The sequence below is a fragment of the Gemmobacter caeruleus genome (assembly GCF_008271655.1).
Lineage (GTDB): Bacteria > Pseudomonadota > Alphaproteobacteria > Rhodobacterales > Rhodobacteraceae > Gemmobacter > Gemmobacter caeruleus.
This window is the reverse complement of record NZ_VKKX01000033.1, coordinates 224,798-239,272: the sequence shown is the minus strand read 5'-3', so window position 1 is coordinate 239,272 and position 14,475 is coordinate 224,798. Positions and strand designations below refer to the sequence as shown.

Here is a 14,475-nt window from a genome sequence, read left to right as displayed (position 1 = left end):
CCCCGTAACCAGCGCTTTCCGGGCAAGGGGCCGCCCGTGCCGTGGCAGGTTTCTGCCCGGGCGCGGGTCAGCCCTGGGCGCGCAGAAAGGTATCGACCTCGGCACGGTCAGGAATGGCCTGCGCCGCGCCCGCCCGCGTGACCTGGATCGCCGCCGCCGCCATGGCCAGCCGCATTGCCGCCGCGCGGTCCAGCCCGAGATCGAGCCCCGCAGCCAGCGTGCCGATGAACGTATCGCCCGCGCCTGTGGTATCGACCGGCGTCACGCGGAAGGCCGTCATGAAAAGCGGCTCTGCACGGGCGGAAATCCACTCTGCCCCCTTGGCGCCCCGGGTGATCAGACAATCAAGCGGCGGCAGCGCACCAAGGGCGGCGCGGGTCTGATCCGCCTCGATCTCGTTCATCACCAGCAGGCTGGCATGGGGCAGCGCGGCCTTGACCGCGTCGATGTCGAAAGGCGCCGCAGAATAGACCACACGGAGCCCACGCGCCCGCGCGGCCGCCGCCGCCTCGGCCTGGGCCGAGGTTTCGTTCTGGATCAGCAGCGTATCGACCGGCCCGGCCTCGGCCAGCGCGGCTTCGACCATTGCCGGGGTCACCGCCCGATTGGCGCCGGGATAGATCACGATCGCATTCTCGGCGCCCGGATCGACATTGATGATGGCGTGGCCGGTCGGTTCCTCCAGCAGCGAAACCCCGGCCAGATCGACCCCGTAACCGCGCATCGCATCGCGCACCCAGTCACTATTCGGCCCGATCGCACCAATATGCACCGTCCGCGCCCCGGCCCGCGCAGCGGCGACCGACTGGTTCGCGCCCTTGCCGCCCAGACCCTGCGTATAGGCCAGCGCCGAAAGGGTTTCCCCCGGCGCGGGCAGATGCGGCACGCGGTAGACATGGTCGATATTGATCGAACCCAGATTGTAAACCGTCATGCCGCCCCCCGTTTTCAGCCGATCTTGCAGGCGGCCAACGCCGCCATGTTGAGAATATCGTTCACCGTCGAATTGGTCGAACAAATCTGGATCGGCTTCTTGACCCCGGTCAGGATCGGCCCGATCACCGTCGCCCCGGCCATTTCCTGCATCAGCTTGACCGAAATCGAGGCCGAATGCCGCGCGGGAACGACAAGGATATTCGCCGGGCCAGAGAGGCGGCAGAACGGATACTGCGCCAGGGCCTGCGGGTTCAGCGCCACATCCACCGCCATTTCGCCGTCATATTCAAAATCGACCTTCATCCGGTCCAGCACCTTGGGCGCGGCGTGCATCTTGGTCGCGCGCTCCGACACCGGATAGCCAAAGGTGGAGAAGCTGACGAAGGCCACGCGCGGCTCCAGCCCCAGCCCGCGCGCCACGCTGGCCGAACGGATGGCGATCTGCGCCAGATCCTCGGCCTCGGGCCATTCATGGACCAGCGTGTCAGAGATCAGGATGATCCGCCCCTTGTGCAAGAGCGCCGTGACGCCCACCGCCCCATCCGCCGCCTTGGCGTCAAAGACATGGTTGATCAGGCTCAGCACATGCGCGGATTTGCGGGTGGCGCCGGTGATCAGCCCGTCGCCATGGCCATGGGCCAGCATCAGCGCCGAAAACACATGCCGGTCGCGGGTCGCAAGGCGGCGGATGTCGTGATCGTCAAAGCCCTGACGTTGCAGACGCTGGTAGAGGAAATCGCGATACTGGTCGAGATGCCGGGAATTGCCGGCATTCACCACCTCCAGCTCGCGCACGGCATCCTGAAGACCTGCGGCCTCCAGCTTTTCGCGCACATCGCTATCGCGGCCGACGACCAGCGCCTTGCCCAGTCCGGCGCGCTGATAGGCCACGGCCGCCCGCAGCACGCGGGGGTCGTCGCCCTCGGCAAAGATCATCCGTGCCTGCGCGGCGCGCGCCCGGGCATGTACCCCTTGCAGGATCGAGGCGGTCGGGTCCATCCGGGCCTTGAGGCTGGCCTCATAGCCCTTCAGATCGACGATCGGCCGCCGCGCCACACCGGTATCCATACCCGCCTTGGCCACGGCGGGCGGGATCACATGGATCAGCCGGGGGTCGAAAGGCGTGGGAATGATGTAATCGCGCCCGAAGCTGAGCTTGCGGCCATAGGCCATCGCGACCTCATCGGGCACATCCTCACGCGCGAGTTCGGCCAGCGCCTTGGCGCAGGCGATCTTCATCTCGTCATTGATGGCGCGGGCATGGATATCCAGCGCGCCGCGGAACAGATAGGGAAAGCCCAGGACGTTGTTCACCTGATTGGGGTAATCCGACCGGCCCGTCGCCACGATGGCATCGGCACGCACGGCATGCGCCTCTTCGGGGGTGATTTCCGGATCGGGGTTCGCCATGGCGAAGATCACCGGGTTTTCGGCCATGGAGGCCACCATTTCAGGCGTCACGGCGCCCTTGGCCGACACACCAAGGAACACATCGGCACCCGCCATCGCCTCTTCCAGCGTGCGGGCATCGGTGCGGGCGGCATGGGCCGACTTCCACTGGTTCATGCCCTCGGTGCGGCCCTGATAGATCACGCCCTTGGTATCGCACATGATGCAATTGTCATGCCGCGCGCCCATGGCCTTGAGCAGTTCCAGACAGGCGATGCCCGCAGCCCCCGCGCCGTTGAGGACGATCTTCACATCCTCGATCTTTTTGCCCGACAGGGTCAGCGCGTTGATCAACCCGGCGGCACAGATCACGGCGGTGCCGTGCTGGTCGTCGTGAAAGACCGGGATATCCATCATCTCTTTCAGGCGCTGTTCGATGATGAAACATTCCGGCGCCTTGATATCCTCAAGGTTGATGCCGCCGAAGGTGGGGCCCATCAGGCTGACCGCCTTGATGATTTCCCCGGGGTCTTCGGTATCCAGCTCGATGTCGATGGCGTTCACATCGGCAAAGCGCTTGAACAGCACCGCCTTGCCCTCCATCACCGGCTTGGAGGCCAGCGCGCCCAGATTGCCCAGGCCCAGGATCGCCGTGCCGTTGGAGATCACCGCAACCATATTGCCCTTGACCGTATAGTCATAGGCCGTCTCGGGCCGCGCGGCGATCGCCTCGACCGGGACGGCGACGCCGGGGCTGTAGGCCAGCGACAGATCGCGCTGCGTGGCCATGGGAGTAGAGGCGACGATATCGTATTTGCCCGGGCGGGGTTCGAGGTGATAGGCGAGCGCCTCTTCCGGGGTGATCTTGGTCTTGGTCATCAGGGGGCCATCCTGTTGGGGTTCCCTGCCGTCATACCGCCCCGCCAGCCCCCTGCCAATTGCGGTTTGCCGCTTTTCCCGGCGAAAGCGCTTTTGTAGGGTCGTCACGCTGATGGAGGAATTCCGCGTGACCGATGACGCCGTGACGCCGATGATGGCGCAATATCTGGAGATCAAGGCGCAATATGCCGATGCGATCCTGTTCTACCGGATGGGCGATTTCTACGAGATGTTCTTTGACGACGCGGTGGCCGCTGCCGCCGCGCTGGACATCGCGCTGACCAAGCGGGGCTTTCATCTGGGCGAGCCGATCCCGATGTGCGGCGTGCCGGTGCATGCCGCCGAGGGCTATCTGCTGACGCTGATCCGCAAGGGGTTTCGCGTGGCCATTGCCGAACAGATGGAAGACCCGGCCGAAGCCAAGAAGCGCGGGTCGAAATCGGTGGTGCGGCGCGATGTGGTGCGCCTGGTCACCCCCGGCACGCTGACGGAAGACACGCTGCTGGAGGCGCGGCGCCACAATTACCTCTGTGCCTATGCCGAGGTGCGCGACGAGGCGGCGCTGGCCTGGACCGATATCTCTACCGGCGAGTTGCGGGTCATGCCCTGCACGCGCAACCGCCTGTCGCCCGAACTGGCGCGCCTAGCCCCGCGCGAGGTGCTGGTCAGCGAGGCGATGGACACGGATTTGCGCCCGGTGATCGAGGATCTGGGCGCCGCGGTCACCGTGCTGTCGCGCGGATCCTTCGATTCCGCCGGGGCCGAGCGGCGGCTTTGCGCGCTGTGGCAATTGGGCACGCTGGAGGCCTTTGGCAATTTCGCCCGGCCGGAACTGGCCGCCATGGGCGCGCTGGTCGATTATCTGGATCTGACACAACGCGGCAAGCTGCCGCTGCTGCGCGCGCCGCAGCGCGAGATGCAGTGCGGTGCGATGCAGATCGACGCCGCGACCCGCCGCAATCTGGAGATCACCGGCGCGCTGTCGGGCGGGCGCGCCGGGTCGCTGCTGGATGCGGTGGATCGCACGGTGACCGCGGGCGGCGCGCGGCTGCTGGAACGGCGTCTGTCATCGCCCTCTTGCGACGTGGGGCTGATCGCGGCGCGGCATGATGCGGTGGATAACTTGCTGGAGGCTGCACGCCTGCGCGACACGCTGCGCGACTCGCTGCGCCGGGTGCCGGACATGGATCGCGCGCTGTCGCGGCTGGCGCTTGACCGGGGCGGGCCGCGCGACCTTGCCGCGATCCGAAACGGGCTGTCGCAGGCGGCATTGATTGCCAATCAGCTGACAGGCAGCGAAGACCCGGTTCTGGCTTCGGCCGCGCGGCAGCTTGTCGGCAATGAAGATATAATAAACCTGTTAAATCAATCGCTTGTGGATGAGCCCCCGCTGCTTGCCCGCGATGGCGGCTTTATCGCGACCGGATTTGACAGCGATCTGGACGCCACACGGCGCCTGCGCGACGAAGGCCGTGGTGTGATCGCCGGGCTCCAGTCCGATTTCGTGACACAAACGGGCATTCAGAGCCTGAAGATCAAACATAATAATGTGCTGGGTTACTTCATCGAAGTCACCACAACCCATGCTGACCGGATGATGGCGCCGCCGCTGAACGCGACCTTCATCCATCGGCAGACCACGGCGAATCAGGTGCGCTTTACCACGGTGGAGTTGAGCGCGCTGGAGACGCGAATCCTGAACGCCGGCAATCATGCGCTGGATCTGGAAAAGGGACATTTCGCCGATCTGCGGGCGCAGGTTCTGGCGCAAGCCGGCGCCATCGGTCAGGCGGCGAGCGGGCTGGCAGAGCTGGACGTGATTGCCGCCCTTGCCGATCTGGCACTGAGCGAGGACTGGGTCCGCCCGAGGGTCGATGCCTCGCATGCCTTTCAAATCGAGGGCGGCCGGCATCCGGTGGTAGAGGCCGCATTGCGCCGGCAGGGCGCCCCCTTCATCGCCAATGACTGCGCCTTGACCGAAGGCGACACGCCGGCGATCTGGCTTCTGACCGGGCCGAACATGGCGGGTAAATCGACCTTCCTGCGGCAGAACGCCTTGATCGCGCTGCTGGCGCAGGCGGGGTCTTACGTGCCGGCGCGGGCGGCACATATCGGGCTGGTCAGCCAGTTGTTCAGCCGGGTCGGCGCCTCGGACGATCTGGCGCGGGGCCGGTCCACCTTCATGGTGGAGATGGTGGAGACGGCCGCGATTCTGAACCAGGCCGATGATCGCGCGCTGGTAATTCTGGATGAGATCGGGCGCGGCACCGCGACCTATGACGGGTTGAGCATCGCCTGGGCGACGCTGGAACATCTGCATGACGTGAACCGCTGCCGCGCGCTGTTCGCGACGCATTACCACGAAATGACCGCGCTGAAGGGCAAGTTGCCCGGCGTGGAAAACGCGACCGTGACGGTGAAGGAATGGGAAGGCGAGGTGATCTTTCTGCACGAGGTGCAGCGGGGCGCCGCGGATCGGTCCTATGGGGTGCAAGTTGCGCGGCTGGCGGGCCTGCCCAAGGCCGTGATCGACCGGGCCAAGGTGGTGCTGGAAGCGCTCGAGGCCGGAGAGCGGGCCGGCGGTCAGCGTCAGAAGGCGCTGATCGACGACCTGCCGCTGTTCCGGGCCGCCCCCCCTGCCCCGGTCAGCACGCCGGCCCCCAAAGCCTCGGAGGTGGAGCAGCGGCTGGCGGCGTTGAACCCTGATGAATTGACGCCGATGGCGGCCTTGCAGCTGGTGTACGAATTGAAGCGGGCGCTGACCTGAGGATCAGCGCCCGCCCGCGTTTCACGTGAAACACCCTTTAGCCGGCGGTGTTGGAACTGACACCGACCTGCGCGGGGCGAAGCAGGCGGTCATGCAGCACAAAGCCTTCGGTCATCACCTGGATAATCTGGCCGGCCTTGGTGCCCGGCACCGGCGCCTCGAACATGGCCTGGTGCATCTGCGGATCGAAGGTATCGCCGATGGCGGGGGCGATGGTGGTGACACCATGCTTGCCCAGCACCGAGGTCAGCTCGCGCAGGGTCAGCTCGACGCCCTCGATCACGGCGGCGGCCTGGCTACGGGCCTCGTCATTCACCGAATCCAGCGCGCGGCGCAGATTGTCATAGACCGGCAGCATGTCGCGTGCGAGCCGCGAGCCACCATATTGTTCGGCCTCGCGCCGGTCGCGCTCGCTCCGCTTGCGGGAGTTTTCCGCATCGGCCAGCGCGCGCATGAATTTGTCACGCAACTCGTCGCGTTCCGCGCGCAAGGCGGCCAGTTCATCTGCCTCGATGAACTCTTCGAATTCTTCCAGGTTCAGCTCGTTGGGCCCTGCCTGATCCTGTGCCATCTTTCATCCTCTCTCCGCATTCACCCCTGGCTGCGATCGGAGATCATCCGACCGACCAGTTGCGCCGTATAATCCACGATCGGCACGATGCGCCCGTAATTGAGCCGCGTCGGGCCGATCACGCCGACGGCGCCGATGATCTTTCGATCCGCGTTCATATAGGGAGAGACCACCAAAGAGGAACCGGAAAGTGAAAAGAGTTTGTTCTCCGACCCGATAAAAATGCGCACGCCATCGCCCTGCTCGGTCAGATCAAGCATGTCGGAGATGTCGCGCACCCGCTCCAGGTCGTCGAACAGGCTGCGAATCCGGGTCAGATCGTCAGCGACGGGCGTTCCATCCAACAGATTAGCGCGACCACGGACAATCAGCCGCTCACCTGCCTCGCCCGCATTCTCCCATAGGGCGATGCCGCTTTCGACCAGAGCACCGGCAAGCGAATCAATTTCCTGCCGCCGCGCCGCGATGTCCTTGCGGATGGAGCCGCGCAGATCGGACAGGGTCTTGCCCTCGAGTAACGCATTCAGAAAATTCGCCGCCTCGCGCATCGCCGAAGGGGTCAGGCCGACAGGCGGTGTGAAGATCCGGTTCTCCACATGGCCATCAGCGAAGACCAGCACGACAAGCGTGCGATCGGCGCCAAGGTGAATGAATTCGATATGGCGGATCACCGCCTCTTGATGCTTTGGCGCCAGCACGACCGAGGCGCTGCGCGTCACGCCAGACAGTGTCGTGCCGACCCGCTCCAGCAGGGCCGCCACATCGCCCGCCTCATCGCCCATATGCGCGTCGATCATTTCACGATCCGCATGGGTGACCGAGCCAACCTCGAGCAATCCATCGACAAAAAGCCGCAAGCCGAGCTGCGTCGGAATCCGCCCCGCCGAGACATGCGGACTGCCCAGCAGGCCGAGATATTCAAGATCCTGCATCACGTTACGGATGGTCGCCGCCGAAATGCGCTCTGAAAAATCGCGCGTCAAAGTGCGCGAGCCAACGGGATCGCCGGAGGCGAGATAACCCTCAACCACCCGGCGAAACACCTCACGCGAGCGCGCGTTCATTTCCGAGAGCAGTTGTGAACGCTCCATCATCCGTCCATTCCAAGGCCTGTTCCGAATTTGGAGGCGCCGGGTGCCAACGTCAATAACGGTTGCACTTGTTTGCGCCGCGCGGATATCTGGTGAAAAGTTATACACAAGGACAGAACATGCGCCCCTCCGGACGAGCCCTCGATCAACTGCGTGATGTCAGCATTGAAACCGGCGTCACGAAACATGCCGAAGGATCCTGCCTGATCCGCATGGGGGATACGCATGTCCTCTGCACCGCGACGCTGGAGGAGAAGGCGCCGCCCTTTCTCAAGAATACCGGGTTGGGCTGGGTGACCGCGGAATACGGCATGCTGCCGCGCGCAACCCATAGCCGCACCCGCCGCGAGGCCGCAGCCGGCAAGCAAAGCGGCCGCACGCAGGAAATTCAGCGCCTGATCGGGCGTTCGCTGCGCGCCGGCGTTGATCGGTCGGGCCTGGGAGAGCGGCAGATAGTGGTGGATTGCGATGTTATCCAGGCCGATGGTGGCACGCGCTGCGCCTCGATCACCGGCGGTTGGGTGGCCCTGCGCCTGGCCGTCAATCGTCTGCTGAAAGCTGGCGTGATCAGTTCGGACCCGATCATCGACCATGTCGCCGCTGTGTCCTGCGGGATCTATGCCGGTCAGCCCGTGCTGGATCTCGACTATGCTGAAGATTCCGCCGCAGGCACCGATGGCAACTTCATCCTGACCGGCAATAACCGTCTGATCGAGGTTCAGATGTCGGCTGAAGGGGCCACTTTCAGCCGTGCAGAGATGGATCAACTGCTGGATCTGGCCGAACACGGCGCCGCTTTGCTGTTCGCCGCACAGGCGCGGGCGATTGCGGGATGAGAAATCTCGCCGGATCGAAGCTGGTTCTTGCGACCCACAACAAGGGAAAGCTGGAGGAGATCCGTCTCCTCCTCGCTCCCATGCAGATCGAGGTGGTTTCGGCTGGCGAGTTGGGGCTGGCTGAGCCGGCTGAAACCGAGAACAGCTTCGTCGGCAATGCCCGGATCAAGGCGCATGCGGCAGCCTCGGCAACCGGATTGCCGTCGCTGGCAGACGATTCCGGTCTATGTGTTGCGGCTTTGGGCGGCGCGCCCGGCGTTTACACCGCAGATTGGGCGGAAACGCCAAGTGGCCGCCAGTTTGATATTGCCATGGCGCGGGTCTGGGCGGAGCTTCAGGCAAGCGGCACGTCAGCGCCATATCGCGCCGCCTTTCACTGCACCTTGGTCATGGCCTGGCCAGATGGCCATGATGAGGTCTTTGAGGGTGTTGTTGAAGGAGAGATCGTCTGGCCGATGCGCGGCGAGGCCGGGCATGGATATGACCCGATCTTTCGCCCAGATGGCCACGACATCACCTTTGGCGAAATGGATTGGGCACTGAAGAACCGGATCAGCCACCGCGCCGATGCCTTCCGCAAGCTGCTGGCGGGATGTTTCACGTGAAACACTCGGCTGCGACGCAGGACGACTGGCGACAAGGCGGCTTTGGGCTCTACGTTCATTGGCCTTTCTGCCTTTCGAAATGCCCCTATTGCGACTTCAATAGCCATGTCGCTGCGCAGATCGACCAGAATGCCTGGGCCGATGCCTATGTGAAGGAAATCGCCCGTAATGCCCGATTGACACCAGAGCGAACGCTCAATTCGATCTATTTTGGCGGCGGCACGCCTTCACTGATGGAGCCAAAGTTGGTGGAGCGGCTGCTGGAAACGGCCGCGCGCGAATGGCGGTTTGCGAATGATATCGAGATCACGCTTGAGGCCAACCCGACCTCGGTCGAGGCCGCGCGTCTCGCCGCCTATCGACATGCAGGCGTGAACAGAATCTCGCTCGGCGTTCAGGCCCTGAATGACGAAGATCTTCGCCGACTCGGTCGCACCCATAGCAGCACCGAAGCCCTGCTTGCATTGGAGACGACTGCGAACCTGTTTGATCGCTACTCCTTTGACCTGATCTATGCCCGCCAGAACCAGACACTTGCGGCTTGGGAGGCCGAACTCACCCGTGCTCTGAGCTTTGGTAGCAATCACCTGTCACTCTATCAACTGACAATTGAGGAAGGGACCGTCTTCAACGAACGCTTTCGGCGTGGATTGTTGCCGGGCCTGCCGAGCGAAGACCTTGGGGCAGATTTCCACGATCTGACCCAGAAACTTTGTGAGGCCGCCGGCATGCCGGCCTATGAAATCTCCAACCATGCACGCGAGGGGGCGGAATCGCGGCACAACCAGATCTATTGGAAATCCGGCGATTTCATCGGTATCGGCCCGGGCGCACATGGGAGAGTGACGCTGAAAGACGCGCGAATCGCGACTGCTGCCGCGCGCGATCCAGCCGGGTGGCTGTCTGCGGCCAGCGCGGGTCGCTTGGAAGATCTGGATCACACGCTCTCAGCACAGGATATCGGCACGGAATTTCTGCTCATGGGTCTGCGGCTCAGGGAGGGTGTTGCACTGGATCGGCTGCAACGACTGACCGGCCTGACCACGAGCTCTGATATCGTCGCGGAGCTGACCACACTCGGCATGCTGGAACATACCGAAGATCGGCTGCGCACAACCCCGAAGGGCCGTCCGCTGCTCAATGCTGTTTTGTTGAAGCTCGTCGAGGCCCTGTAGCCCTAGAACATGTCACGCTTGGCAACAGACAGCGCCTGGCACAGGAAATCCAGATCCTCAAGCGTATTATAGCGGATGCTGAGGATCCCTACCTCACCACCCGGTTCATGCCGGATGGTGACCGACATGTTCAGGTTGGCAGACAGATCATGCTGGAGCGCACGGGTATCGGCATCAACTTCCTGATTTGCAACAGCGCTACGCGCGCGCTTCACTGGCTCAGGTCGATCCGACAGAGCCCGCACCATCGCCTCAGTCTCACGCACCGAAAGCCCCTTCTCAACGACGCGGCGCGCCATTTCGACCGGATCCTGCACAGTGATCAACGCCCGCGCGTGGCCGGCAGACAGGCGGCCATCCGACACCATCTCGCGCACTTCATCGGGAAGAGCGAGCAAACGCAACAGGTTCGCGATATAGCTCCGGCTCTTGGAAAGGGCCTCGGCCAGCTTTTCCTGCGTATGGCCGAAACGATCCATCAGCTGACGAAACGCCAGCGCCTCCTCGATCGGGTCCAGATCGGCGCGCTGAATATTCTCGATGATCGCTACCTCAAGCACTTCGCCATCGTCGAAATCACGCACGACGACCGGCACTTCGTGCACTTGTGCGATCTGCGCGGCCCGCCAACGGCGTTCGCCCGCCACGATCTCAAAAATACCATCACGCCCGGCCATCGGCCGCACGATCAGCGGCTGCAAGACACCCTTCAGGCGGATGGAATCGGCAAGGTCGCGCAGATCATCGTCAGAGAAACGCCGTCGAGGCTGCGCTGGATTGGCCTCCAGCTTTTCGACCGGCATCATGTCGCGTTTGGGTCGCCCGGCAGCGGCCGCTCCGGTGTCAACGGGGGCGCTGTCGAGATTGATATCCGCCATCAGCGCGGAAAGCCCGCGCCCCAAGCCCCGCCGATCCGACTTGCGCTCCATGCTCATTTCCTTTCAGCCGAACTCGCGCGGAAACCATTGCGCGTGGCAATTTCCAATGCAAGGCCGCGATAGGCCTCGCTCCCTTTCGAGGCCGCATCGTAAGACAGCACCGGCAGCGCAAAGGACGGCGCCTCGCTGACGCGAACGTTGCGCGGGATGATCGTATCAAAAACCAGCGACCCGAGCGTCTGGCGCACATCCCGCTCCACCTGTTGCGACAGGTTATTGCGCCCATCATACATGGTCAGCACTACACCCTCAATCCGAAGACCGGGATTTGCGCTCTCCCGCACCGTGCGAATGGTGAGCATGAGCTGCGATAGTCCCTCTAGCGCAAAGAATTCAGCCTGAAGCGGGATCAGCACGGAATGCGCCGCGCAAAGCGCGTTCACCGTCAGAAGGCTGAGCGAGGGAGGACAGTCCAGCAGCACATAGTCCAGCCCGAGCGCATCAATCTTCACATCGCGCAGGGCGTCATGCAGCAAAAAGCTCCGCTTTTCATTCGCGACAAGCTCGATATCGGCAGAGGCCAGATCGGCATTGGCCGGGCAAACCCAGAGATTGGGGATGACCGTCGGCTGGACCGCCTCGTCGATCGGCAGATCCTCGAGCAAAACGTCGTAGCTGGTCACTTGACGCGATGCCGGCTCCACGCCCAGGCCCGTAGAGGCATTCCCCTGCGGATCCAGATCGACGATCAGGACCCGCGCGCCAAGCTCGGCAAAACCCGCCGCCAAATTGATCGCGGTGGTGGTCTTGCCGACGCCGCCCTTCTGATTGGTGATGGCGATGATCTTGGGCAGCGGCGGGCGCGAGGGATCAGACATGATGGATATTGCTCAGAACCAGAATACGGGCTTCGGACAGGGTTGTACTTGGCTGCTGCTGGATATGGAAATCCCAATTTTGCCGCGCCTGTTCAATTTCACTCAGGTAGTTTCCGCCTTTCGGAAAAATCGCCATTCCATGCGGCGCAAGATGACGGGCGGCATGTCCGCAAAGCTCGGCCAAAGGCGCAAGGGCCCGCGCCGACAGAACATCAGCCTGAAGCGGCGCAAGTTGCTCGATCTTGCAGGCATGCACCCGGACCGGCAGCCCAACCTGACGCGCAACCTCACGCAGGAATGTCGCCTTGCGCTGATCCACCTCGACCATATCAAATGACAGATCGGGCGCCAGTTCCAGCGCAGCAATCGCCAGAACCAGCCCCGGGAGACCGCCACCAGAGCCGATATCCGCCCAGACCCGCTGTTCAGGCGCCAGAAAGCGCGCAAGTTGCAGCGAGTCCTCTATATGCCGCTCCCAGATATGCGGGATCGTGGATTTGGAAATCAGATTGATACGGGCGGTCCACTTGGTCAGCAGATCAACATAGAGCGCCAGCTTCTCCTGTGTTTCACGTGAAACATTGATGCCTTTAGTCGTCATCCTGCGGCCACACTCCTTTGACCGCGACGAATATGCGCCAGGATCAGCACTAGCGCCGCCGGCGTCATCCCTTCGATCCGGCCCGCCTGCGCCAAAGTCGTAGGTCGCTGCCGCACGAGCTTTTGCGTCAACTCCCCGGACAAACCCGAAAGCGCAGCATAGTCGAAATCCGCCGGAATGAGGGTCGCCTCATCCTTGCGCAACGCGGCGATATCCACCGATTGCCGCTCAGCAAACCGCGCATAAAGCGCATCATTACGGACTTGCTCCCGCATCAGCGGGGAAAGCGCGGTGAATTCGGCAGCATGGGTATCGAACATATCCACGCTCGCATCCGGAAAGGTCAGCAGATCAAGCGCACTGCGCCGCCCGCCGTCCTGGCTGACCTCGATGCCCAGTTCCCGCGCCTGTTTCGGGGTAAACGAAATCGCAGCAAGCGCATCACGCCCACGCGACAGCGCCTCCATCTTCGCGTCAAAGGCTTGGCGGCGCCCCTCCCGCACACATCCCCGCGCCACACCAAAAGGTGTCAGCCGCTGATCGGCATTATCTGCGCGAATCGTCAGACGATATTCCGCACGCGAGGTGAACATTCGATAGGGCTCCGACACACCAAAGGTGATCAGATCGTCGATCATCACCCCGATGTAGCTGTCGGTGCGGCTGAATACGATCCGATCGCGCCCGAGGACACCAGACGCGGCATTCAACGCTGCCACCAAGCCCTGCGCCGCTGCCTCTTCATACCCCGTCGTGCCATTGATCTGCCCGGCGAGATACAGCCCCTTGAAACGTTTGCTTTCCAGCGTCTCCGTCAGCCCGCGGGGGTCAAAATAATCATACTCGATCGCATAGGCCGGCTGCAGGATCGTCACCGCCTCCAGCCCCTCGATCGACCGGACATAAGCTTCCTGCACCTCTACCGGCAACGAACTCGAAATCCCGTTGGGATAGACAGTGTGGTCATCAAGCCCCTCGGGCTCCAAGAATACCTGATGGCTTTCCTTCTCGGCAAAGCGCACGACCTTGTCTTCGATCGACGGGCAATAGCGCGGCCCGACCCCTTCGATATGCCCGCCATACATGGCGGAACGCGACAGGTTCTCGCGAATGATCTCATGCGTGCGGGTATTCGTATGCGTGATGCCGCAGCTGATCTGGCGCGCCACCGGCCCGCCACGATTGAGGAATGAGAACATGGTCGGCGTCTCATCCCCGTCCTGCCTCTCCAGCCCCTCCCAGCGGATCGTTCGCCCATCCAGCCGCGGCGGCGTTCCCGTCTTCAGGCGCCCGCGCGGCAAGCCCATCTCCGCCAGACGCTGCGCGAGCGAGATCGAGGGCCTGTCCCCCATCCGCCCGGCCGAATGTCGCACATCCCCGATATGGATGATCCCGTTCAGGAAGGTGCCCGCCGTCAGGATCACCGCCTGCGCCAAGACCTCCGCCCCATCGGCCAGCCGCACGCCACGCACCTGGTCCCCATCCAGCAGCAGATCGGCAACCTCGGCCTCCAGCACCGTCAATCTCGGCTCGGCATCCAGTGCCGCCGTCATGGCGGCCCGGTAAAGCTTGCGATCTGCCTGCGCGCGCGGCCCCTGCACCGCCGGCCCTTTCCGCCGGTTCAACAGCCGGAATTGTATCCCCGCCTGATCCGCGACCAGACCCATGACACCGTCCAATGCGTCAATCTCGCGCACCAGATGTCCCTTGCCCAACCCGCCAATCGCGGGATTGCAGGACATCGTCCCCAGATCTTCACGCCGCAGGGTAATCAGCGCGGTCTGCACACCCATCCGCGCCGCCGCCGCCGCTGCCTCACATCCGGCATGCCCGCCGCCGATGACGATGACATCGAAATGTTTCACGTGA

The 14,475-nt window shown here is 63.3% G+C and carries 12 protein-coding genes; 4 read left to right on the top strand and 8 right to left on the bottom strand.

Translation table 11 applies throughout. The features are described 5' to 3' along the window. Positions 1-67: 67 nt before the first annotated feature. Complete coding sequence (locus tag FOA17_RS11835; RefSeq protein ID WP_149141699.1) at positions 68-934, bottom strand: ribokinase; 867 nt, start codon at positions 932-934, stop codon at positions 68-70. 14 nt (positions 935-948) lie between these two features. Beyond that, on the bottom strand, positions 949-3,204 hold the full coding sequence (locus FOA17_RS11830) for an NADP-dependent malic enzyme (protein ID WP_149141698.1): 2,256 nt from the start codon (positions 3,202-3,204) through the stop codon (positions 949-951). A 112-nt stretch (positions 3,205-3,316) separates the two neighbouring features. Here FOA17_RS11830 and mutS point away from each other — a divergent pair, with 112 nt between their 5' ends. Further along, on the top strand, positions 3,317-5,971 hold the full coding sequence (gene mutS / locus FOA17_RS11825) for a DNA mismatch repair protein MutS (protein ID WP_162528247.1): 2,655 nt from the start codon (positions 3,317-3,319) through the stop codon (positions 5,969-5,971). Between the two features lie 37 nt (positions 5,972-6,008). Here mutS and FOA17_RS11820 read toward each other — a convergent pair whose 3' ends face one another. Both FOA17_RS11820 and hrcA read right to left on the bottom strand, forming a co-directional pair. After that, positions 6,009-6,542, bottom strand: a complete 534-nt coding sequence (locus tag FOA17_RS11820; RefSeq protein WP_149141696.1) for a nucleotide exchange factor GrpE — start codon at positions 6,540-6,542, stop codon at positions 6,009-6,011. A gap of 20 nt (positions 6,543-6,562) precedes the next feature. Beyond that, on the bottom strand, positions 6,563-7,636 hold the full coding sequence (gene hrcA / locus FOA17_RS11815; protein WP_149141695.1) for a heat-inducible transcriptional repressor HrcA: 1,074 nt from the start codon (positions 7,634-7,636) through the stop codon (positions 6,563-6,565). A gap of 116 nt (positions 7,637-7,752) precedes the next feature. Here hrcA and rph point away from each other — a divergent pair, with 116 nt between their 5' ends. From rph to hemW, 3 genes are read left to right on the top strand one after another with little or no spacing between them, the layout of a single operon-like run. After that, the gene (gene rph, locus FOA17_RS11810) at positions 7,753-8,469 is read left to right on the top strand and encodes a ribonuclease PH (protein WP_149141694.1); all 717 of its coding nucleotides are present in this window, start codon (positions 7,753-7,755) and stop codon (positions 8,467-8,469) included. Continuing rightward, positions 8,466-9,074 carry an RdgB/HAM1 family non-canonical purine NTP pyrophosphatase gene (gene rdgB, locus FOA17_RS11805; RefSeq protein WP_149141693.1) on the top strand — a complete coding sequence of 203 codons (609 nt, stop codon included), beginning with the start codon at positions 8,466-8,468 and terminating at the stop codon, positions 9,072-9,074. The genes rph and rdgB overlap by 4 nt, the downstream gene beginning before the upstream one ends. Further along, positions 9,062-10,249, top strand: a complete 1,188-nt coding sequence (gene hemW / locus FOA17_RS11800) for a radical SAM family heme chaperone HemW (protein ID WP_149141692.1) — start codon at positions 9,062-9,064, stop codon at positions 10,247-10,249. Before rdgB ends, hemW begins: the two co-directional genes overlap by 13 nt. A gap of 2 nt (positions 10,250-10,251) precedes the next feature. On the opposite strand, the gene FOA17_RS11795 is transcribed toward hemW, so the two are convergent. The 4 genes from FOA17_RS11795 to mnmG are packed head-to-tail and all read right to left on the bottom strand — an operon-like array spanning position 10,252 to position 14,471. Next, a complete protein-coding gene (locus tag FOA17_RS11795) occupies positions 10,252-11,178 on the bottom strand; it encodes a ParB/RepB/Spo0J family partition protein (RefSeq protein ID WP_149141691.1) in 927 nt (308 codons plus the stop codon). A 2-nt stretch (positions 11,179-11,180) separates the two neighbouring features. After that, positions 11,181-12,005 (bottom strand): ParA family protein, encoded by an 825-nt coding sequence (locus tag FOA17_RS11790; RefSeq protein ID WP_149141690.1) that lies wholly within the window; start codon positions 12,003-12,005, stop codon positions 11,181-11,183. Next, complete coding sequence (rsmG, locus tag FOA17_RS11785; protein WP_149141689.1) at positions 11,998-12,606, bottom strand: 16S rRNA (guanine(527)-N(7))-methyltransferase RsmG; 609 nt, start codon at positions 12,604-12,606, stop codon at positions 11,998-12,000. The genes FOA17_RS11790 and rsmG overlap by 8 nt, the downstream gene beginning before the upstream one ends. Beyond that, entirely contained in the window at positions 12,603-14,471 is a 1,869-nt protein-coding gene (gene mnmG / locus FOA17_RS11780) for a tRNA uridine-5-carboxymethylaminomethyl(34) synthesis enzyme MnmG (protein ID WP_149141688.1), read from the bottom strand. Before mnmG ends, rsmG begins: the two co-directional genes overlap by 4 nt. Positions 14,472-14,475 lie beyond the last annotated feature (4 nt).

What these genes read in the sequence shown, in the direction of transcription:
- FOA17_RS11835 (WP_149141699.1), bottom strand. Translation starts at nt 934, where the DNA reads ATGACGGTTTACAATCTGGGTTCGATCAATATCGACCATGTCTACCGC.
- FOA17_RS11830 (WP_149141698.1), bottom strand. Translation starts at nt 3,204, where the DNA reads ATGACCAAGACCAAGATCACCCCGGAAGAGGCGCTCGCCTATCACCTC.
- mutS (WP_162528247.1), top strand. Translation starts at nt 3,317, where the DNA reads ATGGAGGAATTCCGCGTGACCGATGACGCCGTGACGCCGATGATGGCG.
- FOA17_RS11820 (WP_149141696.1), bottom strand. Translation starts at nt 6,542, where the DNA reads ATGGCACAGGATCAGGCAGGGCCCAACGAGCTGAACCTGGAAGAATTC.
- hrcA (WP_149141695.1), bottom strand. Translation starts at nt 7,636, where the DNA reads ATGATGGAGCGTTCACAACTGCTCTCGGAAATGAACGCGCGCTCGCGT.
- rph (WP_149141694.1), top strand. Translation starts at nt 7,753, where the DNA reads ATGCGCCCCTCCGGACGAGCCCTCGATCAACTGCGTGATGTCAGCATT.
- rdgB (WP_149141693.1), top strand. Translation starts at nt 8,466, where the DNA reads ATGAGAAATCTCGCCGGATCGAAGCTGGTTCTTGCGACCCACAACAAG.
- hemW (WP_149141692.1), top strand. Translation starts at nt 9,062, where the DNA reads ATGTTTCACGTGAAACACTCGGCTGCGACGCAGGACGACTGGCGACAA.
- FOA17_RS11795 (WP_149141691.1), bottom strand. Translation starts at nt 11,178, where the DNA reads ATGGAGCGCAAGTCGGATCGGCGGGGCTTGGGGCGCGGGCTTTCCGCG.
- FOA17_RS11790 (WP_149141690.1), bottom strand. Translation starts at nt 12,005, where the DNA reads ATGTCTGATCCCTCGCGCCCGCCGCTGCCCAAGATCATCGCCATCACC.
- rsmG (WP_149141689.1), bottom strand. Translation starts at nt 12,606, where the DNA reads ATGACGACTAAAGGCATCAATGTTTCACGTGAAACACAGGAGAAGCTG.